This window comes from Staphylococcus sp. SUC_1.2, from assembly GCF_026222585.1.
Genome location: NZ_JANJPM010000022.1, coordinates 1 through 26,231, shown reverse-complemented (window position 1 = coordinate 26,231; position 26,231 = coordinate 1). Strand labels below are relative to the sequence as shown.

Here is a 26,231-nt window from a genome sequence, read left to right as displayed (position 1 = left end):
CAATTAATGAATAGACAATGTAGTGGGTAAAAACGCTTGTTTTATACAATTTTGAACACGAGAAAGGGAGCAAGTCAATCAATTCGTTAAGAATTAAGACTTGCTCCCTTACGATTTAATGTTAATACTATGAAAATTATGAAGATAAACCTGATGCAGCTGAAGAACTATCTGAAGATGACTGTTGTTGTTTAAGTTTCTCAGGATTTAAAATAGTGTTTTCTACAGCTTTCTTGATATCACTGTCTTTATAATCTACATCATATTCTTTCAATAAATCTTTATACGCATTTGTTAAAATCTTAGGATCTTTTTGTACCTTTTGTTCGATTAGTTTAGCTTTAAGTTTAGATTTTTGTTTATCAAAATCACTCTCTTTATCGGCTTTAATGACATGGTAACCATAGTCCGTTTTAACCACATCTGAAACTTGACCTTCTTTTAGTTTAAATAGTGCTTTTTCAAATTTACTTACCATTTGTCCTTTAACTACATAACCTAGAGAACCATCTTTTTTGGCACTTGAAGAATCCATAGATTCTTTCTTAGCAATTTCTCCAAATTTATCTGGGTTCTTTTCAACTTCTTTTTGAATTTTTTCAGCTTTCTCTTTAGCTTTTTTGTCTGATAAACCTTCTTTATCACTACTGCTTGATTTAACTTTTATTAAAATATGAGAAGCTTTTTTAGTGTTTTCTTTAAGTTCTTTGTCTGACACTTTAACTTTATCAGCTAATAATTGTTTTTGATATGCGGCAAGTTTTTTCTGTTCTTTATAATCATCTAAAGACATACCTTGCTGTTTAAGCATACTTTCAAATTGATCTTTGCCACCATATTGTTTTTGTTCTTTTTTAATTTCATCATCGATATCTTTTGTATCGACTTTATCTTTATATTTATCAGCTAGAATTTTATTCAACGCAATGCTAAATGACGTACTAGCAATTTGTTCGTCACCAATTTTATTCATTACATCTTTTACTTTTACATCTCCAGCTTTAGAAGAGATTAATGTATTACTTTCTGAATCTGTTGCATTTGAACCGCATGCACCTAAAAGTAAAGCACTCGCAGTTACTGGAACAATTAATTTATTCATAATTTTCATAGTTGATAGCTCCTTTTACATTAATAACAACGTTACTATAACATATTATGAAAACATCACCAATTAGAAATAGGCTAGATACTGCCAAAGTATGAGATTAAGTAGGGCTTAAGCATTAAAAAAGTATCGAACTTGAGGCATTATATATGTTTCAAGCTCGATACTATGATACTTAGTGAAAAGATTGATAAGGCACTTTATTTAATATATTTATACCTGTTTGATGTTCCTCGATAAAATGACCTTCATTTGAAAAAATAATAATTTTAAGATATAAAAAATCCATTACAGATATGCCAAAATTTAACGCAAGTAAAAACATAAAATAATGTCCATATTGCGGAAAATGCATCGTTAGAAAAATCAAAAATATAGTTATTAAAATAAAAGGTAAAATTAAATTAATACAAAAGTATATCTTATGTACAGGCGTACTTACATACGTATTAAAATAGGGTAACCAGCGCTTTTTGTTTAATTTATGAATTCTAAATGAATTAACATAAGGTAAGAAAAAGAGAAGGTGTAATGCTTTATGGATAGGGTACATAAGTGCAACAATTATTAATAAGATAATAAAATGTCGATCTGACAAAGGTGTATTTACAAAATAATACATTATTTCATAACTAATTAAAAATGCAATGACTGTAATAGTAAAACTTAAAAATGCAATTCTTGGTACACCAAATCGTGCATGAATATCAATTTGACGTTTACATAGAAACATACTGACACCTCTTAATAGGTCTTATTTATATACGCTACGTATTATCTAACTATCAGTAAAAACAGTCAAGTCAATTTTGGCATTAATAAAGAGAGTAGCGAAATATTCATAATGAATTCAACGCCACTCCCGTATCACAGTTTAATCTAATGATTAAAACTTTATTTATTATCTTTTGAAAAAGTATTACTTATTTCTTCGCCACGATTTTGTAGATTTTCAATGTGTGATTGTAATTTTTCGATATTAGGATTAATATCCGATTTAAAATCACCAATTAGTGTTTTAAATTCATCACCAATTTCGCTACCATATGAGACACCATCATTTTTAACTTGCTTGCCATAATCAATAATATTAAAGAAATTACGTTTAAGTGACTCAATTTCACGTTCTAATTCAGAGCGAGACCCAGTAGGTTCTTTAGCATCAATCGTGTTATTTTTTACACTTTGATCATCACGGTTTAACCAAGAAACAGCAATTCCAGATGCTACTCCCGCAGTAATACCAAATAATACGCGTGATATTTTCATGTTCTATTCTCCTCACTTATTATGTCGTTACAGGATAATAATAGAATAAGAAATGAAATAAATTTCAGATTCTACAACAATCATATTTCGACAAGTTAATTATAATTGTATATTACCCTATAATGACATTCAATATGCAGAATTAATCAAATTGCGCTTTGATTTGATTAGCGATAGCTTGTTTTTGTTCATCATTAATTTCGTTCTCATGTGTTTCCCAATGGTATCCGAAACCGTCGATATCATTTTCGTATCGTGGCAAGAAATGGAAATGAATATGGAATACTGATTGATCTGCGAACTCACCATTATTTTGTATGATATTTAGACCATCAGGATTAAAAGCTTTCTTAATTGCATTAGCGACTTTAGGTAAAGCTGCACCAATATGAGCCATTGTCTCTTCATCAGTTTCAAAAATATTTGGTGACGCTTTTTTAGGAATTAATAGCGTATGACCTTTAGTCACTTGTGAAATATCTAAAAATGCATAAACAAAGTCATCTTCATAAACTTTAAAGCTTGGAATCTCTCCAGATAAAATTTTACTAAATACAGTTTCAGCCATTTGAATGCACTCCTTTTACGTATTTATAGCTTATTATAGCATTAGTAAAATAAAATTTCGTTAGTGAAGTAAATGTAATTTTAGTAGTTAAAAGCTAATTTTGGTACAATGTTATTCATGGAGGTGCCTTATGACAGTAAAAGTTGAACATTTAACAGGTGGTTATGGAAAACGTCCTGTTATTGAAGATATAAATTTTGAATTAAAAGCAGGGGAAATTGTTGGTTTAATTGGATTAAATGGTGCAGGCAAAAGCACAACTATTAAACATATGCTAGGTTTATTAACGCCAACTGAGGGTAATCTCTCTATCTCAAATACAGAAATTACAGATGACATCGAAGTTTATCGAAAAAAGTTATCTTATATACCTGAATCACCAATTATTTATGAAGAATTAACATTAGAAGAGCATATTGCGATGACTGCAATGGCATATCAATTGAGTAAAGAAGAAGCAATGAAACGTGCAAGACCTTTACTTAAAACATTTAGATTAGAGAATGAATTAAAGGTCTTTCCTAGTCATTTCTCTAAAGGTATGAAACAAAAGGTGATGATAATATGTGCATTTATTGTCAATCCAGAATTATATATTATTGACGAACCATTTTTAGGACTTGATCCACTAGGGATTCAATCCATGTTGGATTTAATGGTAGAAAAGAAAAATGAAGGACGTACTGTTTTAATGAGTACGCATATTTTGGCAACTGCAGAACGTTATTGTGATCGTTTTATTATTTTAGATAAAGGTAAAGTGGTTGCTTTCGGTGATTTAGAGGAGCTACGTAAACAAACTGGTTTAAGTGGTCACACACTTGATGACATCTATATACATGTCACACAAGGTGGTCAAGAAAATGGATAATTCAGCTACTTCATTATTTAAATCTAGATTAAACACCATTCAAAAAGAAAAGCGTTATTATAATAAATTTATTTTTAATGGCCATTTTTCAGTATTTTTATTAATTTTATTGGGAGCATTTATATTAGGTTATGGTCAATGGTTGCAACATATACCTAAACATATAGATTATACGTTATGTGCAAGTATAATATTAGCTGTAACATCTATCTTTCCAATACGAACATTTTTAAAAGATGCGGATAGAATATTTTTATTGCCTTTTGAAAAACATATGAAAAATTATATGAACCTAAGCATTCGCTACAGCTATTTTAATAGAATAGCGATACAATTAGTAATACTCATTATCTTGTTTCCGTTATTTTCTAAATTAGATGGTGATTTCATAACACCATTTATCATTTTGAGTATTTTAACATTGATACATCCATGGATTGGATTGAAAGTGAGATGGCAATGGTATCAACTAAAGCAATCAAGTTGGAGTATAAGTTTAATTTTATTTTTGATTAATTTAGTAACATATGACTTAGTATTGGGTTACCAAATGTACTGGGGAGTTATCTTTACGTTTATATTACTTGGCGGAATGTTAGCGTTACCTAAATTAAATCGAGTTAATTTATATCCATGGGAACGAATGATAAATATTGAAGAAAGACACCATACAAATTATTATAAATTCGTAAATATGTTTACGGATGTTAAACATTTAAAAGAGTCTGCAGTTAGACGTAGATATTTAGATTTCTTATTACCTACACCTAAAGGCCGGAAATTTAATTCTAAAAATATGTATTTATATCTGTTTACACGTAGCTTTGTAAGAGGTAGAGATGCTTTTAGTATTATATTTAGACTGATTGTCATTGCTTTAGTGCTAATGATTTGGCTATCGTTTCCGATTGTTTCAGCAATTATTGGATGTCTGTTTATGTACATTACATTATTGCAAATGTCTCAATTTTATACGCAACAAGCCTATGGATTATGGCCTCAAGTTTGGCCAGTATCAGATGTCGAAGTGATTAAAGGCTATGAAAAATTTCTTTATCGCTTGATGTTAATTATAGGAATAATTTTTTCAATTGCATTTATCAGTATTTACCCACAATATTTCTTTTTCGCTCTAATCTTCTTTATAGTAGGGTGGTTAACGATTAGAAGCACAATTAAGAAATTACAATATCAAGAATCACTACTTAAAGATTAAAAAGGTTGCCTATGACTAGAACAAGTTAAACTAAATCTAGTTAACAGGCAACCTTTTTATTATTCCTTGATTGGATATAAATATCTCTCAAAGTAGCTAGAATGTTGACTACTAGAACCAAAATAATGTCTTAATGCATCTTTTGAAAAATAATCCTTAAATGTATCTGTTTCTTTAAAATCTTCGTAAGTTTGGCGATTAGCAAAACCAAAATAAACTTTGTAAGTTGTTCCTTGCACTGGCTTTAAAAAACGATAACTCTTAAAACCGGCAAACTTATCGAAATTTAATTCCAAATTTGCAATACGTTTTTCTAATTGATGGACATGATCATCAGAAGAAGGGATAAATATTGCTGAGTAAAAATGTGTTTGATCTAAGTCATTAATAGCATTAACAGTTGTATAAACAGTTGGATGTTTTAAAATTGATTTTTCATCAGATTCTTCAATAATTACAGAAGAATCATTTGTTGAAAATAAAAATAGATTTCTATCAGTATTATTTGTTCGGATTTGATTTAAATAACCATAAGTCCCATAAGTTGTATATATGTTCATGACTCATACCTCCTTTATTGTTTATATTATACGATTAATTAATGATACTAGCTATAATAATTGTATGTATTGTTTAAATATTTTAAAAATTCATTTAGTCTTATTGCGGGATATTTTTAAGCATATAAATATACTATAATTTTGTTTAATAAATTATTATAATTTAATGAATTGAAATGTACATTTATGCTTTGTCTTTTTTATGACATTTAAGTGTAGATAAACGATAATTATATCAGCATATGATATTATAGATAAGAATGATTTTAATTTAGGAGGACTATAAGGTGCATAATAAAAATAATACAATTTTACAAACAATTAAAGGTGAAAAAACATCTCATACACCTGTATGGTTTATGCGCCAAGCTGGCCGTTCACAACCAGAATATCGAAAATTAAAAGAGAAATACTCACTTTTCGACATCACACACCAACCTGAATTATGTGCTTATGTAACTCAATTACCAGTTGATAATTACAATACTGATGCAGCAGTTTTATATAAAGATATAATGACACCTTTGAAACCAATTGGTGTTGATGTTGATATTAAATCAGGTATTGGACCAGTGATTAGCAATCCAATTAAATCTGTATCTGATGTAGATAAATTAACTCAAATTGATCCAAAACGAGATGTACCGTATGTACTTGAAACAATTCAATTGCTAACACAAGAGAAATTGAATGTACCATTAATTGGGTTTACAGGTGCGCCATTTACATTAGCTTCCTATATGATTGAGGGCGGCCCTTCAAAAAATTATAATTATACTAAAGCAATGATGTATGGGGATGAGGCAACATGGTTTGCTTTAATGAATCATCTCGTACAAGTATCAATTGACTATGTGGTTGCTCAGGTGGAAGCGGGCGCAGAGCTGATTCAAATTTTCGACTCATGGGTTGGAGCTTTAAATGTTCAAGATTATCGCTATTATATTAAACCCTCAATGGATAAATTAATTAACGGAATTAAAGCTAAATATGATGTTCCTGTCATAATGTTTGGAGTGGGTGCAAGCCATTTAATTAATGAATGGAATGACCTAGCAATAGATGTCCTAGGATTAGATTGGCGTACGTCTATCTCATCAGCTACAAAAATGGGTGTTAATAAAACGTTACAGGGTAATTTAGATCCGTCATTGTTACTCGCGCCTTGGGACGTAATAGAGCAAAGAGTACGTGACATTCTGGACGAGGGCATGGAAAGAGGTAAACACATTTTTAATTTAGGACACGGTGTTTTTCCTGAAGTACAACCTGATACATTAAAGCGAGTTACTCAATTTGTTCATGATTATACAAGTAAATAGTATTAAGAATACAAAGATTAAGGAAGGTTTTATTTAATGACTAAGACAGTAGGTTTATTAGTTATGGCATATGGAACACCATATAAAGAGAGTGATATTGAACCATATTATACAGACATTAGACATGGTAAGAGACCAACTGATGAGGAATTACAAGATTTAAAAGACCGATATGAATTTATTGGTGGTCTTTCTCCTTTAGCTGGCACTACTGATCGTCAAGCTGAAGCATTAAAAGATGCTTTAAATCAAGTTTATGAAGATGTGGAATTTAAATTGTATTTAGGTCTAAAGCATATTTCTCCTTATATTGAAGAAGCTGTAGAAAAAATGTATAAAGATGGTATTAAAGAAGCGGTTACTGTTGTTTTAGCGCCACACTATTCTAGTTTCTCAGTTGGATCATACAATAAACGTGCTAAAGAAGAGGCCGATAAATACGATATTGCTTTACATCATGTTGAACATTATTATCACCAACCTAAATTTATTGAGTATTGGACTAATAAAATTAATGAAACTTTAGAGCAAATTCCTCAAGATGAACATGATGAGACAATCTTAGTTGTATCAGCTCATAGTTTGCCTAAAGGTTTAATTGAAAAAAATAATGATCCATACCCTGATGAATTAAAAGATACAATGAATCGTTTACAAACATCTTCAAATATTAAACACGTTGCTCAAGGCTGGCAGTCTGAGGGTCACACAGGTACACCTTGGTTAGGACCCGATGTACAAGATTTAACAAGAACGTTGTATAACGAACATCAATATAAACACTTTATCTACACGCCAGTAGGTTTTGTATGTGAGCATTTAGAAGTACTGTATGATAATGATTATGAATGTAAAGTTGTTTGTGATGAGATAGGAGCAAATTACTACCGTCCAACAATGCCTAACACGAATCCATTATTTATTAATGCTATCGTGGATGAAATAAAAACAGTTTTTTAATAAAGGAAGGGACTCAATGTGAGTAAAAAAGTTGCAATTATTGGTGCAGGAATAACTGGCCTCTCAAGCGCATATTATTTAAAACATTATAAACCAGATATAGATGTAACCATTTTTGAAGCGACAAATCGACCAGGTGGAAAGATACAGACGTATCGTAAAGATGGATATACTATAGAACTTGGCCCTGAATCTTATCTTGGACGAAAAACAATCATGACTGATATAGCAAAAGATATTGGACTTGAAGATGATTTAATTACTAATGAAACAGGTCAATCATACATTTTCGCTAAAAATAAATTGTATCCTATACCAGGTGGTTCGATTATGGGCATCCCAACTGATATTAAACCGTTTTTAAAAACAAGACTTATTTCACCAATAGGTAAGCTAAGAGCGGGACTAGATTTGGTAATACCCCCAATAAAAATTGAGGATGATATATCAGTTGGAGCGTTTTTTAGAAGACGATTAGGAAATGAAGTGCTTGAAAATTTAATAGAACCCCTCATGGGTGGTATCTATGGTACCGATATAGATCGATTAAGTTTAATGAGTACATTTCCTAATTTTAAAGAACAAGAGGAAAAGTATGGTAGTTTAATCAAGGGTATGCAACACGAAAAGGCTGAACGTATTAAAAAACGTCAATTATATCCTGGTGCCCCTAAAGGTCAGTTTAAACAATTTCGTCACGGATTAAGTTCATTTATTGAAGCATTAGCTAAAAATGTACAAGATAAAGGCGTAAAGATGAAATATCAAACACATGTAGAAGATATCATTATTAACAATGACAATTATGAAATAGTAACTGATCAATACAGTGAACAATTTGATGGTATTTTAATTACTACGCCTCATCAAACATTTATGAAATGGTTCAATCACGATCAAGCTTTTAAATACTTTAACGAGATGGATTCTACTTCAGTTGCAACGGTTGTATTTGCATTTGATGAGAAGAATATTGAAAACACATATAACGGTACTGGTTTTGTCATCGCGAGAACAAGTAATACAAATATTACAGCTTGTACTTGGACTAGTAAAAAATGGCCTTTTACTACACCGCAAGGAAAAGTTTTAATTAGAGCATATGTAGGTAAACCAGGTGATACGGTTGTTGAAGATCATACTGATGATGAAATTGCGACTATCGCACGTCGTGATTTAAATAAAATGATGACTTTCCATGGAGATCCGGAGTTTACAATTGTCAATCGTTTGACTAAAAGCATGCCTCAATATCACATTGGTCATATTGGTCAAATAAGAAAAATTCAACAACACGTTAAAAATAATTATTCTGCACTCAGAATTACAGGTGCACCATTTGAAGCGGTTGGGCTTCCAGATTGTATTCAACAAGGTAAAAATGCTGTGGAAGAATTGCTTGATGAAATATAATAATTTAAACACTTTTTTTGAGGTGAAATTGCCTCTTTAAAAGTGTTTTGTTATATAAATTGAGAATTATTATTTAAGTTTGAGGAGGTAAAAATATTAATGACTAATGTAATTATAGTTCATTCACAATTAGGGAATTCTCATAACCACTGGTATAAGTGGTTGCAACATAATTTAGAACTAGAAGGTTACGATGTTCAATTATTCCATTTAGATGAAAGTAAGAATGATAATATAGACAATTGGGTCTTCGAATTAAATCAACAAATTGAACTTTTATCTAAAGATACTTATTTTGTCACTCATGGGTATGGTTCATTGGCTACTTTGAAATACATTGAAGGTCTATCAATTGACGGACCATTTGAGGGGTTCTTCAGTATAGCAGGATTTAAAGAAGATGCGAAGAAAATAGACGATTCAATAAATGTAGGGGAGTTTAATGTTGATTATGGTTTAATTAAAACTAAAGTTAATCACTTTTATGGACTAGCTTCAAAAGATGATTCTTATGTTTCTTACATAGAAACCCAAAACTTAATTGACGAATTAGGTGGTAAGACTAAAATTGTTGATGAAGGTGGACATTTCTTAGAAGAAGAGGGCTTTGTATCTTTTACTGAATTACAAGAAAAAATGCAACATTACATGACTAAATAATAAAACATATGATTTTATTATTAATACGTTCTACATTTAAACTAATTTAAGTAGGGAGTTAAAGCTACCTACTTTTTATTATTAATAAGGTTGATAATTAAATATAGAGATACTTTCAAGTGTAATTAGATATCCAATTGGTATCTTTAATTAAAATATTTTAAATGTAGCGTTTTTTTACACAAAATAGTTTAGAATACTTATTGACTAAGTTAATGATACTATATATACTAATAAAGTATTCGAAAGGCGATTACTATTAGTCAATTGTCCCATTTCAATATGAAGATTCGATTAAATGAATGTAAAATTTATTTAAAATTATTATTGACATTAGATAATATAAAATGATATACTTGTTAAGTACTGATTTTTGAGACGTAAATAATATTAGCGCGGGATGGAGCAGTTCGGTAGCTCGTCGGGCTCATAACCCGAAGGTCGGTGGTTCAAATCCGCCTCCCGCAATACATAGTTTTAATAGGTCTCGTAGTGTAGCGGTTAACACGCCTGCCTGTCACGCAGGAGATCGCGGGTTCGATTCCCGTCGAGACCGCCATTACTTATTACGGTTCAGTAGCTCAGTTGGTAGAGCAATGGATTGAAGCTCCATGTGTCGGCAGTTCGACTCTGTCCTGAACCATTCAATCATTTTGGCGGTTGTGGCGAAGTGGTTAACGCATCGGATTGTGGTTCCGACATTCGAGGGTTCGATTCCCTTCAACCGCCCCATAATCGTTTACTACGCGGGTGTAGTTTAATGGCAAAACCTCAGCCTTCCAAGCTGATGTTGTGGGTTCGATTCCCATCACCCGCTCCATCATATTATTCCGCAGTAGCTCAGTGGTAGAGCTATCGGCTGTTAACCGATCGGTCGTAGGTTCGAATCCTACCTGCGGAGCCATGGCTCCTTGGTCAAGCGGTTAAGACACCGCCCTTTCACGGCGGTAACACGGGTTCGAGTCCCGTAGGAGTCATACAAACAGAAGTGAAATATCGCTTCTGTTTTTTTATGTAATTTAGTTATTAATATTGAGGAGAACTGTCCGAGTCTGGCCGAAGGAGCACGCCTGGAAAGTGTGTAAGCGCCACAAGCGCTTCAAGGGTTCGAATCCCTTGTTCTCCATTATAAAAGTCTATCATAATATGGTTTAGAGTGAGCAAGTGTCAAAGAAGTGTCTAGAAAATAAAATTTCTGGCACGTTGACCTTGCTTTTTTTATCGTTAATAAGTGATAATACATGCTACTTAAATTAATTAGAATCTATGTGATTAGTTATTATAAAAATTTTGATTTTATTGTATAAATATATTATAATATTCATAGGTCAACGACAATGCGTGGAGCTTATAAAACGAAATACATTGAACACAGTAGCCAGCCTGCTATGAGGCTTGGCAATAATTGAATATCATAGTTTATCAGAGTTTGAAGTGGTGATTATCACTTTAAACTCTTTTTATTTTTTAAATAAAAAGTAGCTTATTATTTAATAGTTGAAATGCACTTTAAATCTTTATACTTATAAGTTAACGTCATTTAAAAATGCTACTTCTTAAACACAACCAATGCTAACTAACTCAAATATCGTTATAATTAGAATGTATCTATATGGAGGAATGAATAGTGGATTTTTGGTTAAAAGAACAAAGTATTAAAAATAGAGATAAGATAGCAGTTACAGATGGAAATCATTCTATAACGTTTAAAGAATTATATGATAAAGCACTTTCAATTTCAGAACATATACTTTCTTTGAATTTGAATAGAGTAGGATTATACATTAAGAATGATATTGCGTCTATTGCGCTTATTAACGCGTGTTGGTTAGCTAATGTTGAAATAGCAATGCTAAATACGCGTTTAACAGAAACTGAAATGATAAATCAAATGAATTCTATTAATATAACAACAATATTAACAACTCAATCATTTCATTTATCACATTTCAATGTGATACATTTATCTGAATTAGAACAATATCCAAGTCATACCAATGACGAAACATTTAATGATGAACGTATTGCATCAATCATGTTTACATCAGGTACGACAGGGCCTCAAAAAGCAGTACCACAAACATTTAAAAATCATTATGCAAGTGCGATTGGTTGTAAAAAAAGTTTAGGATATGATGAAACTACGAAATGGTTATCTGTTTTACCGATATATCATATTTCAGGGCTCAGTGTGTTGTTACGTTCTATAATCGAGGGCTTTACGGTACGTATACTGGAAAAATATAATACGCAAACGATGTTAGCGATTATTAAAGCAGAAAGACCTACACATGTATCTTTAGTGCCACAAACACTTAAATGGCTTATGGATGCAGGATTAAGCCAACCGTTTTCAATAGAGAAAATTTTACTTGGAGGCGCCAAATTATCATCCACGCTGATTGATGAAGCATTAAATTATCATTTGCCAATATACAATTCATTTGGAATGACAGAAACATGTTCTCAATTTTTGACAGCTACACCTGAGATGCTTGCACAAAGATATGACACTGTTGGTAAACCAAGTGAAAACGTACAGGTACGAATCAAATATCCTAATAGTGAAGGTCATGGAGAACTTCTCATAAAAGGAAACAATGTGATGAATGGTTATTTATATCCAACAGGGTTGAGCGATACTTTTGAAGATGGTTACTTTAAAACGGGTGATATAGCAGAAATTGATGAAGAAGGGTTTGTAATGATTTATGACCGTCGCAAAGATTTAATCATCAGTGGTGGGGAAAATATTTATCCTTATGAGATAGAAACAATTGCTAAAACACATAAAGAAATTAATGACGCTGTTTGTATTGCGAAAGAAGATGCAACATGGGGACAAGTGCCAGTGCTCTATTACGTTTCAGAACGTATCATTTCTAATACGGAATTGATAAACTTTTTTAAATCACATTTAGCTAAATATAAAATACCTAAAGCGTTTCATCAGGTTGAACATTTACCTTATACATCAACGGGTAAATTACAACGCAATAAAATGATAAATAGAGGACACTAATATGTTGATTAAAGCAGTGAATTTGTATCTTTACAATCAGGAATTTGTAAATCCAATTGTAACTCCCAAAGTTAAAATGACACACCGAAAAGCGCTTATTGTTGAAATTTTAAGTGAAGATGATCAATCTTTTTTTGGAGAGTGCAATGCATTTGAAACAAATTGGTACAACGAAGAAACGATTGAAACTGTACAAGAAATACTTTCACAATGGTCGGAAAGTATTGTTAAAAACTCTTTTCATAAATATGAAGATTGGAAACCATATTTAGATATACTTGACAATTATCCCGCAGCGAGAAGTACTTTGGTTATGGCGATTTATCAGATGTATCATGATTTACCGAAGTTTAAAGTAGCGTATGGTGCAACGATAAGTGGCATAAGTGCACAACAACTTGAGTACTTAAAACAAACTCAACCCAAACGTATAAAGTTGAAATGGACAGGTCAACTGAATGATGACATCTCACTTTTAGATGACATATTACCTTATGATTTTGAATTAGCATTAGATGCTAATGAGTCACTAGATGTTTCAGATTTTCAAAAATTAGAATCTATAAATGACCAAAATATACTTTATGTAGAGGAGCCATTCAAATCGTTGTCTTCAATTTTACACATTGATCATACGCAATACCCTGCAATTGCACTCGATGAAAAAGCTACTGATATAAATAGTATTATCTCAATTGTTAACCAATTCCCGGTTAAAGTAGTGGTTGTTAAACCATTTAGAGTGGGTGGTCTTGATAGAGTACAATCATTGATTCGTGAATTGAAATCAATTGATATTAAAGTGGTTATAGGTGGAATGTACGAATATGGACTAAGTCGTTACTTTACTGCATTATTAGCTCGAGAAGGTGATTATCCTGGGGATGTAACCCCAGATGGTTATTATTTTACTGACGATTTCACGCAAGGTGTCGGTAAATTAAAGGAGGGGATGATTTCATTTCACCCCCCTCAAATCGATAAATCAAAATTGCTTAAATTATATTAGTGTCTATGTTTATCCTTTTTTAAAGGAACTGGATCAAATCCACCTTTATGAAGAGGATGACATTTAAGAATGCGACGAATTCCCATATAGCCACCTTTGAATGGGCCATAAACTTCAATCGCTTCTCGCGTATATTCTGAGCACGTAGGATAAAATCTGCATGTAGGTGGCGTCATAGGTGAAATATAGCGTTGATAGATATGGATTATTCCAAGAAATAATTTTTTTAACATTATAGGCCTCCAACCAGTAATACGATTATAAATTAGTTTAACATATTGAAGGGAGTAGTATGGAACATGGAGTTTCTAGATAAAGATAATAGACGTGTCACAATGAGTTACAAAACGAACAACGACTGTCCTGATGGTAATCATGTTTTAGCTATTCCACTATATAAGAACCAGTTACTTTTTACTCAGCACAAAATGCGTGGCATTGAGTTTCCAGGTGGTAAGGTTGAAGAAGGAGAACAAAGTATACAAGCAATCAAGAGAGAACTTTTTGAAGAAACAGGAGGCATACCTGAAACGATAGATTATATTGCTCAGTATCAGGTTCATACATTCGATAACTCAATTTTCAAAAAAGATGTATATATCGTGAAGGTTAAATCATTTGAAGAGAAAAGTGATTATTTAGAAACGAGAGGGCCATTATTATTTGATAATATTAATTCTATTCCATTAGATAAACAAAGTTATTTAATACAAGATAATGCAATTCTTAAATGTGTCGAGAGGATGATAGAACTTGGATATTATCGCGACTAAGAAAATGCCTATAGCATCAAGAACGCATCAATTCGATGAAATTACCTATAAAGTTGAGGGTTTAAAAGTAAAAGCATTACAGATGTGCCCTTTAAAGAAGACAGTAAAAAGAATCGTAGTATATTTGCGAGGAGGTAAGGGACAAGTCGGACGTGTACGTGCAGCAAGACTAATGCAGTTTGCAAATGAAAATACCTTAGTTGTAGGTCCTTACTATAGAGGAAGTAATGGAAGTGAAGGTAGAGATGAGTTTGCTAACGCTGATTTAAAAGATGTTACCTATCTCATAAAAATACTTAAACAACGATTTCCTAATGCATATATACACATGATTGGTTTCTCAAGAGGTGGAATACAAGGACTACTTACATATCAAGATTACCCAGTCGATAGTTACATCATCTGGGGTGGTGTATCAAGTATGCACTTGATGTATGAAGAACGTACTGATTTAAGAGGGATGTTGCGTCGAATGGTAGGACATCCTTCCAAAAATAAAGAATCTTATGACCAAAGAGATGCGATAAAACTTATTGATTCTAATAGTTCACCAATTTTAATCGTTCATGGTGGCAAGGATAAACAAGTAGGTATTCATCATGCCTATTACTTGGAAGAACAATTGAAATTAAAAGGTGTTGTTCACGACACATTTTATCAACTTGATGAAGGGCATGTACCTAGACCACAAGCAATGAAATTAGCGCTCGATTATGTGCATCAATGGATGACGAAGTGTGAAGAAATATAATAAGACAACGTATAAGGGTTCAATACAGTACGCATTATACGTTGCCTTTTTAATAAATATTTAATTATTTGTTAAAGCCACCAGTGTTAGCAATTTCTTCAACTTCTGGACCGAATTTCTTGAAGTTTTCTTCAAAACGTTGGATTAAGTCATCGGCTTGAGCGCGATATTTATCAGAATCACTCCAAGCATTAATTGGATTAAGTATTGTTTTAGGAACATCTTCCATTTCAGTAGGAATACTTAAACCGAATTTCTCATCTTTTGTAAACTCTGCATTTTTCAATTTACCTTTAATTGCTTGATCTACCATATAACGAGTGTAATGTAGACTAATACGTCTACCTACGCCATATTTACCACCAGTCCATCCAGTGTTAACTAAGTATACATCAACATCATGTTTATCTATTAGTTCACCTAATAAATCTGCATATTTATTAGGATTAAGTGGTAAGAAAGGTGCACCAAAACAAGTTGAGAATGATGGTTCTGGTTCAGTAACGCCACGCTCAGTTCCAGCTAATTTAGAAGTGAAACCACTTAAGAAATGGTACATCGCTTGAGATTTAGTTAATTTAGCAATAGGTGGAAGTACACCAAATGCGTCAGCAGTTAAGAAAATTATTGTATTAGGATGTGCTGCTTTAGATGGTAATACAATATTATCAATGTGATGAATTGGATAGGCAGCACGTGTATTTTCAGTATATGAATTATCATCGAAATCAACAACACCACGCTCGTTAACCACAGTATTCTCTAATATAGTACCGTATTGAATCGCGTTATAAATTTGAGGTTCTTTTTCTTTAGAAAGGTTGATTGCTTTTGCGTAACAACCACCTTCAATATTGAAAATACCGTTTTTATTCCAACCGTGTTCATCATCACCAATCAATTTTCTATCAGGTGCTGCTGATAAAGTTGTTTTACCTGTACCTGATAATCCGAAGAATAAGGCTACGTCTCCTTTATCTCCAACATTCGCAGAACAATGCATACTCATAATATCTTGCATTGGAAGCAAATAGTTCATTACTGAGAAGATACCTTTTTTCATCTCACCAGCATACTCTGTACCACCAATTAAAATGGTTTTATGTTTGAATGAAATGATAACAAAAGTTTCAGATTTAGTTCCATCAACTTCAGGATCAGCTTTAAAGTGAGGTGCTGAAACAATTGTGAAGTTAGGTTTTATATTACTAGCTTCTTCTTTAGAATCTGGGCGGATAAACATGTTTTGAGCAAAAAGGTTGTGCCATGCAAGTTCATTGATAACTGTAAGTTTCAATTGTGTGTCTTTGTCACTACCTGCATAACCATTAAAAACGTAAAGTTCGTCTTTTTTATCAAGATAGTCTAAAACTTTAGAGTAGAGATTTAAGAAAGTTTCTTCATCGATAGGTTGGTTGATATCTCCCCAATGAATATTATCTTTATAAGAAGGTTCTGTAACAATGAATTTATCTTTAGGTGAACGTCCAGTGTATTTACCTGTGCTCGCATTGATAGCACCAAGTTCAGTTAATTCTCCTTCATTATTATCCATAATTTTGTAATAAAGTTGAGTTGTTGAAAGCTGAAAAAGAGAGCTTTCTTTTTCCAATAATTTTTTAATTTTAGGTGTTTCGCCGTATGTATCTACTGACATACCCAATCCCTCCAGCGTGTGTTATAGAAATTCAATATTGTAAGCCTTTACATGAAAATAGTATAACATAATGCCGTAATTATTCCACCTGGAAAAAACAAAAACCATTTAAAAACAAAATTGACATTAATAAATGAATTAGGTAGTATAGTTCTTAACGGATTCTCTTATCCTGAGTGGTGGAGGGACATGGACCCAATGAAACCCAGCAACCTCTTTTTTAAAAGAAAGGTGCCAAACCGTTTGCAGACATATATTCGTCTGAACGATAAGAGCGAATGGACGTTTAAGAGCCTTCTCTCTGTCTTGAATAGTGAAGAAGGCTCTTTTATTTTTGAGCTCACATTTAAAAGAGAATTTTCGTAAATATAGTTATAAAAGGAGCAAATCATGACTTACAATAAACGTTTATTTACTTCAGAATCAGTGACAGAAGGACATCCAGATAAGATTGCTGACCAAGTATCTGATGCCATTTTAGATGAAATCTTAAAAGATGACCCCAATGCACGTGTTGCTTGTGAAACTACTGTAACAACTGGAATGGCTCTAATTTCAGGTGAAATATCTACATCAACCTATGTAGATATCCCTAAAGTTGTAAGAGAAACAATTAAAGGTATTGGCTATACTCGTGCTAAATATGGCTATGATTACCAAACTATGGCAGTTTTAACTGCAATCGATGAGCAGTCACCTGATATTGCACAAGGTGTTGACAAAGCACTTGAATACAGAAATGATATTTCAGAAGAAGAGATTGAAGCTACTGGTGCCGGTGACCAAGGTTTAATGTTCGGATATGCTACAAATGAAACAGAAACATATATGCCTTTACCTATCTTTTTATCTCATCAATTAGCTAAACGTTTATCTGATGTACGTAAAGATGGAATTTTAAACTATTTAAGACCGGATGGTAAAGTTCAAGTAACAGTTGAATACGACGAATCAGATAAACCTAAGCGTATTGACACGATTGTAGTATCATCTCAACATGCGGATGACATTGAATTAGAACAAATTCAAAGTGACATTAAAGAACATGTCATATACCCAACAGTTCCTGAAGGATTAATTGATAATGAAACGAAATTCTTTATCAATCCTACTGGAAGATTTGTTATCGGTGGACCTCAAGGTGATGCTGGATTAACAGGACGTAAAATCATTGTTGATACTTATGGTGGTTATGCACGTCATGGAGGAGGTTGCTTTAGTGGTAAAGACCCAACTAAAGTAGACCGATCAGCAGCTTATGCGGCAAGATATGTAGCTAAAAATATTGTTGCTGCAGGACTAGCAGACCAATGTGAAGTACAACTTGCTTATGCTATTGGCGTGGCTGAACCAGTTTCAATTTCAATTGATACATTTAAAACGGGCAAAGTTTCTGAAGCTCAACTTGTTGAAGCTGTTAGAGCTAACTTTGATTTACGTCCAGCAGGTATCATTAAAATGTTAGATTTAAAGCATCCTATATACAAACAAACTGCTGCTTATGGTCACTTTGGTAGAACAGATGTATTGTTACCATGGGAGAAATTAGATAAAGTCAATGTATTAAAAGATGCTGTTCAAGCTTAATAAACGCTTTAAATAATATAAAGAAATTGTCGAAATTATAGATAGTTTCCATTATAATTAGATTTACTGATAGATTAAAGGAGCGTTGATTTAATGAATTCATTTGGACCAATCGAAATTGGTTTAATCGTAGCAATTGTAGTTGCAATTATCTGTTTAATATTATTCTTAGTTACACTTAAAAGTAAAAACAATATTAAACAGAAAACAAAAGAAGAATACGACTTAAAAGAAAAGCAAATGAAAGCGTCACATGACGAAGCCCTAGAGAAAGAACGCATACAAAATAAAAAGCAAGTTACTAAACAAAAAGAAGATTTTGATGCAACTGTAAGCGGTAAAGATCGTGAAATTGATGCATTGAAACTATTCTCAAAAAACAAAAGTGAATATGTTACGGATATGCGCTTAATTGGAATTAGAGATCGTTTAGTGAAAGAAAAACGTATTAGACCTGAAGATATGCATATTATGGCAAACATCTTTTTACCAAGTAATGAATTCAATGAAATTGAACGCATTAGTCACCTTGTACTTACGCGTACAGGCCTATATATTATAGATTCTCAACTATTAAAAGGGCATGTTTATCAAGGTATAAGTGGTAAGCAATTTAACGAATTGCCTATGATGGAACAAGTATTTAGTACTTTGGATTTAGATGTTAAGTCACCTCAAACACTAGTACTCGATCAAAATGAAGATAAATCTTCATTGTCATTCGTTAATTACTCAGAACAACTTACTTCAATTGAAAAGCTAGCGTCAGACTTGCAAACACAATTAGGGGCTAAATATACGCCAACTGCGATTTTATACTTTAATCCTAAACACGATGGAGACGTAACGATTTCAAATTATGCACAAAGTTCAAGTGTTAAAGTTCTAGTTGGACCTGATCAATTAGATGAGTTCTTTAATAAATTTGTATTCCATGGACGTATTCAATATAACGTAGATGAATTACAAAATGTTATGGATAAAATTGAATCATTTAATTAGTATTAGAGCCTGGGACATAAATAATATGATGATGCTATTTTGCAAATTCGCAGTAGCTGACTGAACTGAAAATGCGCTTAACTCAAGCTTTTTTCAGTTCTAGTCATCCTTGCGGGGGTGGGACGACGAATTTAAAAAGAATTCTGTCCCACTCCCTTTTTAATTTTGAGGAGAAGCTTATTAAAATAATAAACTAAACTAATATTAAAGTTTTCAATAATGACAATTATGGGAATAGAGTAGTAATTATTAAAATATAAAGAAAAGAGGTTTCTTTTATGGAAACAATTGAATTTTATAATGGTCACACAATGCCTAAAGTTGGAATTGGTACTTTTAGAGTAGAAAATAACGATGAATGTAAGGAGGCAGTTAAGCATGCAATTGTCTCAGGTTATCGTAGTATTGATACAGCTAAAGTATATGGTAATGAAGAACAAGTTGGTTTAGGAATTAAAGAAGGTCTAGAAGCTACTGGGTTAGAACGTAAAGATTTATTCATTACATCAAAACTATATTTTGAAGATTTTGGGCGCGAAAATGTTGCAAATGCTTATGAAACAAGTATCAATAAATTAGGACTAGATTATTTAGATTTATATCTTGTTCATTGGCCTGGTACTAATGAAGCAATAATGATTGATACATGGAAAGGTATGGAAGATTTATATAAAGATGATAAGGTTAAAAATATTGGTGTAAGTAACTTCAATGCAGAACACTTTGAAGCATTATTAGCTCAAGTTTCTATTAAGCCAGTCATCAACCAAGTAGAATTTCACCCATATTTTACTCAAAATAAACTACGTAAATATTTAGAAGTACAAAATATCCATATGGAGTCATGGTCACCATTTATGAATGCCCAAATCTTAGGTGATGAAACACTTAATCAAATTGGCAAAGAAGTTAATAAATCGGCAGCACAAGTCGTCATTCGTTGGAACATGCAACATGGTGTCATCGTTATTCCTAAATCAGTTACACCTCAAAGAATAGAGGAAAATATTAATGTTTTTGATTTCGAACTAACAGATGAACAAATGGAACAAATTGATTCTCTAAACAAAGATCAACGCATTGGTCCTGATCCAGCAACATTTGAGGGACATTAATAAAAATATAAAAATACACTTCATAGTTGCAAGATTTAATCTTAAAACTATGAAGTGTATTTATTTATATCGAATAACCAATAAAGCAAGAGATAAACCCTATTACAAATTGTAAAATAGAATAACTAAAAAATTGAACAGGTTTAAAACTTGGCGAAATAAATTGGACGATTTCATAAGACAGAGTTGAAAAGGTTGTTAATCCTCCAAGAACGCCAGTTATAAAAAACAGTGAAAATAATTGATAATCTTGAGCTATCCCATACACGAAGCCAATTAAGAAACTACCAACGAGATTGACTATTAAAGTTGCAATCGGTATAGGTGACGTTATTTTACTTTTAAAGACATCTGTTAACCAAGCTCTGATAACAGCACCAATACCACCACCTACCATAATAAATAGTATATGTATCATGTAGGTTGCCCCCCTAATTTAACACCAAACCAGCAGAAAAGAATGCCTCCTATATAACTGGTTAAGCCATAGATAAAGAGCAAAGCGATACTATTATTTTGCGACATTGTAACTAACTCAAATTGGAAGGTTGAAAAGGTAGTTAAAGCACCTAGTAATCCCGTTGTGACACCTTTTTTAATTAATGGGTTATTTTTAAAAAAATGAATGGATAAAGAAGATAAATATCCCATTAAAAATGCACCCACAATATTCGCAATTAATGTACCGAGTGGTAATCCAGAATCGACATTAAGAGTTGATAAGACATATCTTAGTAATGCTCCAAATAAGCCCCCAATAAACACAAATAAATATTGCATTTTGTCACACCTATTCATTATTTTTATTACGATAAACACTAATCGATAATTATTTTTTAACTTAGAAAGTTAGTTCTGGTATTTAAAAAAGTTTACGACAATATACCAAATGTCTTAATTGAGGCATAGATATGGAATAAGATAACAAACAAGATAATTATTGGCAAAATTTTACTCGCAATTCTTATCCATCCTTGTTTATCACCTAAATGTTTAATCGCTTTATCTGAAAATATAATAGAAGCAATTAATATAATCACATTAATGATACTGCACGCAATAAGTAAATATTTAACAGAAGTAATTTGCTGACTTAATAGTGGGTTGAATGTATTAAAATAAAAACTTATGATGAGTAAAATTATTGAGATATAGAAGTATTTTTTTGGCTTAGACATAATGTTCCTCCTACCTAATATCATCTAATCATATTACCATATTTTAATTAACATTTAATAGTGACTAGTGAATTTGACAATTAATTTTGTTAAAAAGCAAAACATTCGCCAAGTGTTTCTAAGAATGATATAAATAATTTATAAATATTTTATTGATGCGGAATAGTCTGATCATCATATGAAAAGAAGCATATACATATAAGAAATCTATTGTGATGTAATTTAACTATCATCGTAATCGAACTTAAAGGAGGAAGAATGAAATGGCAAAATTAAATGTCGAAGTATTTGCAGATGGCGCAGATATTGAACAAATGAAAGCAGCATATAAAAATAAAGAGGTAGACGGATTCACTACTAATCCTAGCTTAATGGCTAAAGCGGGTGTAACAGACTATAAATCATTCGCTGAAGAAGCGGTTAAAGAAATTCCAGATGCATCTATTTCATTTGAAGTATTCGCTGATGATTTAGAAACTATGGAAAAAGAAGCTGAAATATTAAAACAATATGGTGATAATGTTTTTGTCAAAATTCCAGTTGTGAATACTAAAGGCGAATCAACAATTCCGTTAATAAAAAAATTATCAGCGGACAATGTGCGTTTAAATGTTACTGCAGTTTACACTATTGAGCAAGTAAAAGAAATTACTGAAGCGGTAACTGAAGGAGTACCTACATATATTTCAGTATTTGCAGGTAGAATAGCTGATACTGGTGTTGACCCATTACCTTTGATGAAAGAATCAGTAGATGTGGCGCATAGTAAAGAAGGCGTTAAATTATTATGGGCAAGTTGTCGTGAACTATTTAATGTTATTCAAGCAGATGAAATTGGTGCCGACATTATTACATGTCCAGCAGATGTAGTTAAGAAAGTAAATACTAATTTAGGTCGAGATATTAATGAATTATCAGTTGATACTGTAAAAGGTTTCGCTAAGGATATTCAAAGCTCAGGTTTATCTATTCTTTAAGATTTAAAAATTAAAATAACTCCGTTCTATAAGATATTGCTTAGAACTTCTACACACAATTAACACTTTCATGTCTATGTGTAGATTCTCTAAATCAATCTCTTTCATATAGAAACGGAGTATTTTTATATAGTAAAGCTTTTGATTTTTAACTTGTAAGTAAATGAGAACTTCGCTAAAATTTAAAAGAAATAATATTAGAAGGAGATAACCACATAGTATGAAACATACAGAATTTGAAGAGAAAGTTAAAAAGCAATTGTGGTTTTTAAATAAAAAGGAAAAAAAGCTATTACAAAATAATTTAACGCATTACCATAATGAGGTAGAGGGTAATGAAGGGGATATTCAGTCAAAGAAATATCGCAAACCAATTCAGTACGCAAATCAATTTTTAAAAAATAACATATTTAAACAAAAAGAAGTAGCAAGTTCCACATTGTTATTTTTACTAATAGGAATGGTACTCATTTATGCTTTCTTGCTAGGGTTATTTTTAACAGGATTTATTACAAGTCTTACTGCAGTGAATTATTTTATAAATCCACAAGTTTCAATGCCAGTTATAAATGTGATCTTAATTTTAATAGGTGCAGTACTTCTTGCAATCGTAAGTTTATTACTCATTAAATCAGTTACTGCATTTTTCACAAAAAAATTGTTAGAATACAAATTTAATAAATCTGCATAGTTTTTTGTACTAAATGATACAATAATGTACTTTCTTGCCATTTTTTATAAATTAACGAATAGGGTTCATCAACATGTAATTGAATATTATTTTCAAAAGTGATGATAACGCCATTTGTAGTAGATGTTAATCCAATAATTGTTAATGCGTTGATGTAAGTTTGTAAAGGTGCACGTTGATGTTTAATAGGGAAGAGGACAACCTGGTCAGATATATATAAAGGTACTAATTTATTAATTGCTAATAATCGTTTTGCCAACTTTAGCCTTTGCAAATACGATTGATTATGCTGTTCGAAATAATAAATTAGTACCTTTTTAATTGGAAAAGGTAGCACCATGTCATAAGTCGAAAAGCAGCATTTAGTTTTATGTTCACTATGTTGCAATGTTTGAATATAAAGCAAATGGTAAGAATTGTGTGGAATCATATTATTCACCTTTAAAATAATAATCGGTGAGCTTTTTTATAGAAGAGGATTTATACTTTTTAATACTCGATAAAGAGACATGCATTAAGTCGGCAATTTCGAATTGTTTATAGCCTTGGATAAAATAGTTATACCATGCCAGTTCTTGTGTATTTAAAATTTTGGAAATGTCATTATAGTTGAAGAAAGTTGTCTCTGTATTAATAGAAGTAATTTGAGGAGTTTGCAAATCATCGACTTCAACTAATTCTGGTTTTAAATTTTCTTTTCTAAATAAGTCAATTAAGTAAAAATTGAGCCGCTGATAGAGATAAGAGGATAAACAAATATTTGAATTCTTATTGTAATTCTTAGATAATTGCCACAGTTTAATTAGCAATAACTGATAAAATTCATCATAATTATACTTGACGTAATAACGCTTTAACAAATAATGAATAAATCTATGATATTTATGATAAATCTCGTCAAAATTCATTTTGATTGGAATTCGCTCCTAGTTTAAGTACTTAAACAAAATTTCCGGATATCTAAAATTTAAACTAACTTATATAAATTATCATTTGCGTAATTTGAAAAAAGGGTGTTAAATAGTAAACATAGAATAATGAAAGTATGCAAAATAATGATTTAAGACATAAGTAACTCAGTAATGCGACAATTAATTATGAACATACCTAACATTCATAAATATATTTAAGTTCTAGTCAATTTGTAACGTGGGAGGTATAAATTTGGATTACGCACATTTAAATCTAGAGCATTTTTTTGCAAGAAATGATGATTTAGACATAATTAGGGATCGTTCTGAATTTGTAATGATTAATAATTTCACAAATGAAATGATGTATCGAGATGGTGAAATAGAAGGAACAGTTGATTTAAATCAATATTATTACAAGAATAGATCTCAAGCAGCTAGTTTTATCATGATGGATTATCGCAAAGATAACTAACAATTACTAGTTATGCTTTATAGAATCAAGTAATGAAATTCTATAGGTTTCATTACTTTTTATTTTGCAAAGTTTCATTTTGATTACTTTTATTTTATGAATATGTAACATTGCAAGTATAAAATTGTTTATAAGAATTAATAATGTTAAACTTTATTATCATAAAGATTTTAAAGAAAAAACAACATTGACCTAAGAGGTGTGAATATGACGAAGCACAAAAAAGGCTCAATTATTAGCCTAGTGGGGTTATTGATTGTTTTAGTCGCAGCAGGTTTTATTTTCTTTACTATGATTTCAGATCAAATATTCTTTAAAAAAGTAAATGAAGAAGAAAAAGTAGAGAATTTAAACGTTACACTAAATAAAGCTGCCGATAAACAAATTGATAACTACACAAGTCAACAAGTCTCTAACAAGAATAATACTGCTTGGAGAGATGCTTCAGATAATGAAATAAAAGCTGCAATGGACAGTAGTAAGTTCATTGATGATGACAAACAAAAGTATCAATTTTTAGATTTATCTAAATATCAAGGTATTGATGAAAACCGTATTAAGCGTATGTTATTCGATCGACCTATGTTATTAAAGCATACTGATGCATTTATTAGTGCTGCTAAAGAGAAACATGTGAATGAAGTTTATTTAATTTCTCACGCTTTATTAGAAACTGGTTCAGTTAAAAGTGAATTAGCCAATGGTGTAGAAATTGATGGTAAAAAATATTATAACTTCTATGGTGTAGGTGCTCTTGATAGTGATCCTATTAAAACTGGTTCAGAATACGCAAAAAAACACGGTTGGGATACTCCAGAGAAAGCTATCAAAGGTGGGGCTGATTTTATTCACCAACACTTCCTATCACATGATGATCAAAATACGCTATACAGTATGAGATGGAATCCTAAAAATCCAGGTGAACATCAATATGCTACTGATATTAAATGGGCAGAAAGTAATGCTCAAATCATCGCAGATTTCTATAAAGAGATGAAAACAGAAGGTAAATATTTTAAATTATACGTATACAAAGATGATAATAAACATCAAAAATAAATAATTGTAAGTAAACTAAAGCCAACGATCACACTGATTCAAGCAAGTGATAACGTTGGCTTTTTCTTTAATATAAT

29 protein-coding genes, 8 tRNA genes and 1 riboswitch are annotated in these 26,231 nt (G+C 31.5%); of the genes, 25 read left to right on the top strand and 12 right to left on the bottom strand.

Annotated features, from left to right (window positions below; all coding sequences use genetic code 11):
- Positions 1–136: 136 nt before the first annotated feature.
- The 4 genes from NR218_RS08600 to NR218_RS08585 form a co-directional block, all read right to left on the bottom strand.
- Entirely contained in the window at positions 137–1,111 is a 975-nt protein-coding gene (locus NR218_RS08600) for a foldase protein PrsA (RefSeq protein WP_011275422.1), read from the bottom strand.
- Between the two features lie 172 nt (positions 1,112–1,283).
- Complete coding sequence (locus NR218_RS08595) at positions 1,284–1,841, bottom strand: DUF3267 domain-containing protein (protein ID WP_011275423.1); 558 nt, start codon at positions 1,839–1,841, stop codon at positions 1,284–1,286.
- A gap of 161 nt (positions 1,842–2,002) precedes the next feature.
- Entirely contained in the window at positions 2,003–2,377 is a 375-nt protein-coding gene (locus NR218_RS08590) for a YtxH domain-containing protein (RefSeq protein WP_011275424.1), read from the bottom strand.
- A 142-nt stretch (positions 2,378–2,519) separates the two neighbouring features.
- Positions 2,520–2,945 (bottom strand): HIT family protein, encoded by a 426-nt coding sequence (locus NR218_RS08585; protein ID WP_016931389.1) that lies wholly within the window; start codon positions 2,943–2,945, stop codon positions 2,520–2,522.
- Positions 2,946–3,075: 130 nt separating this feature from the next.
- Between NR218_RS08585 and ecsA the strand changes: the two genes are divergently transcribed.
- Together ecsA and ecsB are read left to right on the top strand one after the other, a co-directional pair.
- On the top strand, positions 3,076–3,816 hold the full coding sequence (gene ecsA / locus NR218_RS08580) for an ABC transporter ATP-binding protein EcsA (RefSeq protein WP_011275426.1): 741 nt from the start codon (positions 3,076–3,078) through the stop codon (positions 3,814–3,816).
- Positions 3,809–5,032 carry an ABC transporter permease EcsB gene (ecsB, locus tag NR218_RS08575; RefSeq protein ID WP_011275427.1) on the top strand — a complete coding sequence of 408 codons (1,224 nt, stop codon included), beginning with the start codon at positions 3,809–3,811 and terminating at the stop codon, positions 5,030–5,032. The genes ecsA and ecsB overlap by 8 nt, the downstream gene beginning before the upstream one ends.
- Positions 5,033–5,091: 59 nt before the next feature.
- On the opposite strand, the gene NR218_RS08570 is transcribed toward ecsB, so the two are convergent.
- Positions 5,092–5,592, bottom strand: coding sequence for a hypothetical protein (locus NR218_RS08570; RefSeq protein WP_011275428.1), 501 nt, complete (start codon positions 5,590–5,592; stop codon positions 5,092–5,094).
- A 287-nt stretch (positions 5,593–5,879) separates the two neighbouring features.
- On the opposite strand from NR218_RS08570, the gene hemE reads away from it, so the two are divergent.
- The 14 genes from hemE (at position 5,880) to menC (ending at position 13,978) form a co-directional block, all read left to right on the top strand.
- Positions 5,880–6,914, top strand: coding sequence for a uroporphyrinogen decarboxylase (hemE, locus tag NR218_RS08565; RefSeq protein WP_053015867.1), 1,035 nt, complete (start codon positions 5,880–5,882; stop codon positions 6,912–6,914).
- A 36-nt stretch (positions 6,915–6,950) separates the two neighbouring features.
- Positions 6,951–7,874, top strand: a complete 924-nt coding sequence (gene hemH, locus NR218_RS08560) for a ferrochelatase (protein ID WP_011275430.1) — start codon at positions 6,951–6,953, stop codon at positions 7,872–7,874.
- An 18-nt stretch (positions 7,875–7,892) separates the two neighbouring features.
- A complete protein-coding gene (gene hemY, locus NR218_RS08555) occupies positions 7,893–9,287 on the top strand; it encodes a protoporphyrinogen oxidase (protein ID WP_037571286.1) in 1,395 nt (464 codons plus the stop codon).
- 99 nt (positions 9,288–9,386) lie between these two features.
- Positions 9,387–9,947 carry an RBBP9/YdeN family alpha/beta hydrolase gene (locus tag NR218_RS08550; RefSeq protein ID WP_011275432.1) on the top strand — a complete coding sequence of 187 codons (561 nt, stop codon included), beginning with the start codon at positions 9,387–9,389 and terminating at the stop codon, positions 9,945–9,947.
- Positions 9,948–10,341: 394 nt separating this feature from the next.
- Positions 10,342–10,415, top strand: a tRNA-Met gene (locus NR218_RS08545).
- A gap of 15 nt (positions 10,416–10,430) precedes the next feature.
- Positions 10,431–10,506, top strand: a tRNA-Asp gene (locus NR218_RS08540).
- A gap of 11 nt (positions 10,507–10,517) precedes the next feature.
- Positions 10,518–10,590, top strand: a tRNA-Phe gene (locus tag NR218_RS08535).
- A gap of 13 nt (positions 10,591–10,603) precedes the next feature.
- A tRNA-His gene (locus tag NR218_RS08530) sits at positions 10,604–10,679 on the top strand.
- Between the two features lie 14 nt (positions 10,680–10,693).
- Positions 10,694–10,767, top strand: a tRNA-Gly gene (locus NR218_RS08525).
- Positions 10,768–10,776: 9 nt separating this feature from the next.
- Positions 10,777–10,851 (top strand) — tRNA-Asn (locus tag NR218_RS08520).
- Between the two features lies 1 nt (position 10,852).
- Positions 10,853–10,924, top strand: a tRNA-Glu gene (locus tag NR218_RS08515).
- A 59-nt stretch (positions 10,925–10,983) separates the two neighbouring features.
- Positions 10,984–11,073: transfer RNA gene (locus tag NR218_RS08510), tRNA-Ser, on the top strand.
- A 501-nt stretch (positions 11,074–11,574) separates the two neighbouring features.
- Positions 11,575–12,969: an o-succinylbenzoate--CoA ligase gene (menE, locus tag NR218_RS08505; RefSeq protein ID WP_011275433.1), complete on the top strand. Its 1,395-nt coding sequence runs from the start codon at positions 11,575–11,577 to the stop codon at positions 12,967–12,969.
- Position 12,970: 1 nt separating this feature from the next.
- Positions 12,971–13,978: an o-succinylbenzoate synthase gene (gene menC, locus NR218_RS08500; protein ID WP_011275434.1), complete on the top strand. Its 1,008-nt coding sequence runs from the start codon at positions 12,971–12,973 to the stop codon at positions 13,976–13,978.
- Here menC and yidD read toward each other — a convergent pair.
- Complete coding sequence (yidD, locus tag NR218_RS08495) at positions 13,975–14,211, bottom strand: membrane protein insertion efficiency factor YidD (RefSeq protein ID WP_011275435.1); 237 nt, start codon at positions 14,209–14,211, stop codon at positions 13,975–13,977. The two genes, menC and yidD, sit on opposite strands and share 4 nt — an antisense overlap.
- A gap of 66 nt (positions 14,212–14,277) precedes the next feature.
- On the opposite strand from yidD, the gene ytkD reads away from it, so the two are divergent.
- Both ytkD and NR218_RS08485 read left to right on the top strand, forming a co-directional pair.
- Positions 14,278–14,751: an RNA deprotection pyrophosphohydrolase gene (ytkD, locus tag NR218_RS08490; protein WP_011275436.1), complete on the top strand. Its 474-nt coding sequence runs from the start codon at positions 14,278–14,280 to the stop codon at positions 14,749–14,751.
- Complete coding sequence (locus NR218_RS08485) at positions 14,732–15,502, top strand: alpha/beta hydrolase family protein (RefSeq protein ID WP_011275437.1); 771 nt, start codon at positions 14,732–14,734, stop codon at positions 15,500–15,502. Before ytkD ends, NR218_RS08485 begins: the two co-directional genes overlap by 20 nt.
- Positions 15,503–15,566: 64 nt before the next feature.
- Here the strand turns inward: NR218_RS08485 and pckA are convergent, their stop codons facing one another.
- Entirely contained in the window at positions 15,567–17,159 is a 1,593-nt protein-coding gene (gene pckA, locus NR218_RS08480; RefSeq protein ID WP_011275438.1) for a phosphoenolpyruvate carboxykinase (ATP), read from the bottom strand.
- 164 nt (positions 17,160–17,323) lie between these two features.
- Positions 17,324–17,434, top strand: a riboswitch (SAM riboswitch).
- A gap of 115 nt (positions 17,435–17,549) precedes the next feature.
- On the opposite strand from pckA, the gene metK reads away from it, so the two are divergent.
- From metK to NR218_RS08465, 3 genes are all read left to right on the top strand, one after another.
- Positions 17,550–18,746, top strand: coding sequence for a methionine adenosyltransferase (gene metK / locus NR218_RS08475; protein ID WP_011275440.1), 1,197 nt, complete (start codon positions 17,550–17,552; stop codon positions 18,744–18,746).
- 93 nt (positions 18,747–18,839) lie between these two features.
- The gene (locus NR218_RS08470) at positions 18,840–19,748 is read left to right on the top strand and encodes a hypothetical protein (RefSeq protein WP_011275441.1); all 909 of its coding nucleotides are present in this window, start codon (positions 18,840–18,842) and stop codon (positions 19,746–19,748) included.
- Positions 19,749–20,026: 278 nt separating this feature from the next.
- A complete protein-coding gene (locus tag NR218_RS08465; protein ID WP_011275442.1) occupies positions 20,027–20,863 on the top strand; it encodes an aldo/keto reductase in 837 nt (278 codons plus the stop codon).
- Positions 20,864–20,927: 64 nt separating this feature from the next.
- Here NR218_RS08465 and NR218_RS08460 read toward each other — a convergent pair whose 3' ends face one another.
- From NR218_RS08460 to NR218_RS08450, 3 genes are all read right to left on the bottom strand, one after another.
- Positions 20,928–21,281 (bottom strand): fluoride efflux transporter FluC, encoded by a 354-nt coding sequence (locus NR218_RS08460; protein WP_011275443.1) that lies wholly within the window; start codon positions 21,279–21,281, stop codon positions 20,928–20,930.
- On the bottom strand, positions 21,278–21,643 hold the full coding sequence (gene crcB / locus NR218_RS08455) for a fluoride efflux transporter CrcB (protein ID WP_011275444.1): 366 nt from the start codon (positions 21,641–21,643) through the stop codon (positions 21,278–21,280). Before crcB ends, NR218_RS08460 begins: the two co-directional genes overlap by 4 nt.
- 92 nt (positions 21,644–21,735) lie before the next feature.
- Entirely contained in the window at positions 21,736–22,041 is a 306-nt protein-coding gene (locus NR218_RS08450; protein ID WP_011275445.1) for a hypothetical protein, read from the bottom strand.
- 263 nt (positions 22,042–22,304) lie between these two features.
- Here NR218_RS08450 and NR218_RS08445 point away from each other — a divergent pair, with 263 nt between their 5' ends.
- Both NR218_RS08445 and NR218_RS08440 read left to right on the top strand, forming a co-directional pair.
- The gene (locus NR218_RS08445) at positions 22,305–23,018 is read left to right on the top strand and encodes a transaldolase (protein ID WP_011275446.1); all 714 of its coding nucleotides are present in this window, start codon (positions 22,305–22,307) and stop codon (positions 23,016–23,018) included.
- 220 nt (positions 23,019–23,238) lie between these two features.
- Positions 23,239–23,709 carry a membrane protein gene (locus NR218_RS08440; protein WP_011275447.1) on the top strand — a complete coding sequence of 157 codons (471 nt, stop codon included), beginning with the start codon at positions 23,239–23,241 and terminating at the stop codon, positions 23,707–23,709.
- Here NR218_RS08440 and NR218_RS08435 read toward each other — a convergent pair.
- Positions 23,693–24,139, bottom strand: a complete 447-nt coding sequence (locus tag NR218_RS08435; RefSeq protein ID WP_011275448.1) for a competence protein ComK — start codon at positions 24,137–24,139, stop codon at positions 23,693–23,695. The genes NR218_RS08440 and NR218_RS08435 overlap by 17 nt on opposite strands.
- 1 nt (position 24,140) lies before the next feature.
- Entirely contained in the window at positions 24,141–24,617 is a 477-nt protein-coding gene (locus tag NR218_RS08430) for a sigma-70 family RNA polymerase sigma factor (protein ID WP_011275449.1), read from the bottom strand.
- A 256-nt stretch (positions 24,618–24,873) separates the two neighbouring features.
- Here NR218_RS08430 and NR218_RS08425 point away from each other — a divergent pair, with 256 nt between their 5' ends.
- A complete protein-coding gene (locus NR218_RS08425; protein WP_011275450.1) occupies positions 24,874–25,095 on the top strand; it encodes a hypothetical protein in 222 nt (73 codons plus the stop codon).
- Between the two features lie 207 nt (positions 25,096–25,302).
- Positions 25,303–26,154, top strand: a complete 852-nt coding sequence (locus NR218_RS08420) for an N-acetylglucosaminidase (RefSeq protein WP_237450765.1) — start codon at positions 25,303–25,305, stop codon at positions 26,152–26,154.
- The last annotated feature ends 77 nt before the right edge of the window (positions 26,155–26,231 follow it).

Coding starts and splice junctions, on each gene's coding strand:
- NR218_RS08600 (WP_011275422.1), bottom strand. CDS start 1,111: ATGAAAATTATGAATAAATTAATTGTTCCAGTAACTGCGAGTGCTTTA.
- NR218_RS08595 (WP_011275423.1), bottom strand. CDS start 1,841: ATGTTTCTATGTAAACGTCAAATTGATATTCATGCACGATTTGGTGTA.
- NR218_RS08590 (WP_011275424.1), bottom strand. CDS start 2,377: ATGAAAATATCACGCGTATTATTTGGTATTACTGCGGGAGTAGCATCT.
- NR218_RS08585 (WP_016931389.1), bottom strand. CDS start 2,945: ATGGCTGAAACTGTATTTAGTAAAATTTTATCTGGAGAGATTCCAAGC.
- ecsA (WP_011275426.1), top strand. CDS start 3,076: ATGACAGTAAAAGTTGAACATTTAACAGGTGGTTATGGAAAACGTCCT.
- ecsB (WP_011275427.1), top strand. CDS start 3,809: ATGGATAATTCAGCTACTTCATTATTTAAATCTAGATTAAACACCATT.
- NR218_RS08570 (WP_011275428.1), bottom strand. CDS start 5,592: ATGAACATATATACAACTTATGGGACTTATGGTTATTTAAATCAAATC.
- hemH (WP_011275430.1), top strand. CDS start 6,951: ATGACTAAGACAGTAGGTTTATTAGTTATGGCATATGGAACACCATAT.
- NR218_RS08550 (WP_011275432.1), top strand. CDS start 9,387: ATGACTAATGTAATTATAGTTCATTCACAATTAGGGAATTCTCATAAC.
- menC (WP_011275434.1), top strand. CDS start 12,971: ATGTTGATTAAAGCAGTGAATTTGTATCTTTACAATCAGGAATTTGTA.
- yidD (WP_011275435.1), bottom strand. CDS start 14,211: ATGTTAAAAAAATTATTTCTTGGAATAATCCATATCTATCAACGCTAT.
- ytkD (WP_011275436.1), top strand. CDS start 14,278: ATGGAGTTTCTAGATAAAGATAATAGACGTGTCACAATGAGTTACAAA.
- pckA (WP_011275438.1), bottom strand. CDS start 17,159: ATGTCAGTAGATACATACGGCGAAACACCTAAAATTAAAAAATTATTG.
- metK (WP_011275440.1), top strand. CDS start 17,550: ATGACTTACAATAAACGTTTATTTACTTCAGAATCAGTGACAGAAGGA.
- NR218_RS08470 (WP_011275441.1), top strand. CDS start 18,840: ATGAATTCATTTGGACCAATCGAAATTGGTTTAATCGTAGCAATTGTA.
- NR218_RS08465 (WP_011275442.1), top strand. CDS start 20,027: ATGGAAACAATTGAATTTTATAATGGTCACACAATGCCTAAAGTTGGA.
- NR218_RS08460 (WP_011275443.1), bottom strand. CDS start 21,281: ATGATACATATACTATTTATTATGGTAGGTGGTGGTATTGGTGCTGTT.
- crcB (WP_011275444.1), bottom strand. CDS start 21,643: ATGCAATATTTATTTGTGTTTATTGGGGGCTTATTTGGAGCATTACTA.
- NR218_RS08450 (WP_011275445.1), bottom strand. CDS start 22,041: ATGTCTAAGCCAAAAAAATACTTCTATATCTCAATAATTTTACTCATC.
- NR218_RS08445 (WP_011275446.1), top strand. CDS start 22,305: ATGGCAAAATTAAATGTCGAAGTATTTGCAGATGGCGCAGATATTGAA.
- NR218_RS08440 (WP_011275447.1), top strand. CDS start 23,239: ATGAAACATACAGAATTTGAAGAGAAAGTTAAAAAGCAATTGTGGTTT.
- NR218_RS08435 (WP_011275448.1), bottom strand. CDS start 24,139: ATGATTCCACACAATTCTTACCATTTGCTTTATATTCAAACATTGCAA.
- NR218_RS08430 (WP_011275449.1), bottom strand. CDS start 24,617: ATGAATTTTGACGAGATTTATCATAAATATCATAGATTTATTCATTAT.
- NR218_RS08420 (WP_237450765.1), top strand. CDS start 25,303: ATGACGAAGCACAAAAAAGGCTCAATTATTAGCCTAGTGGGGTTATTG.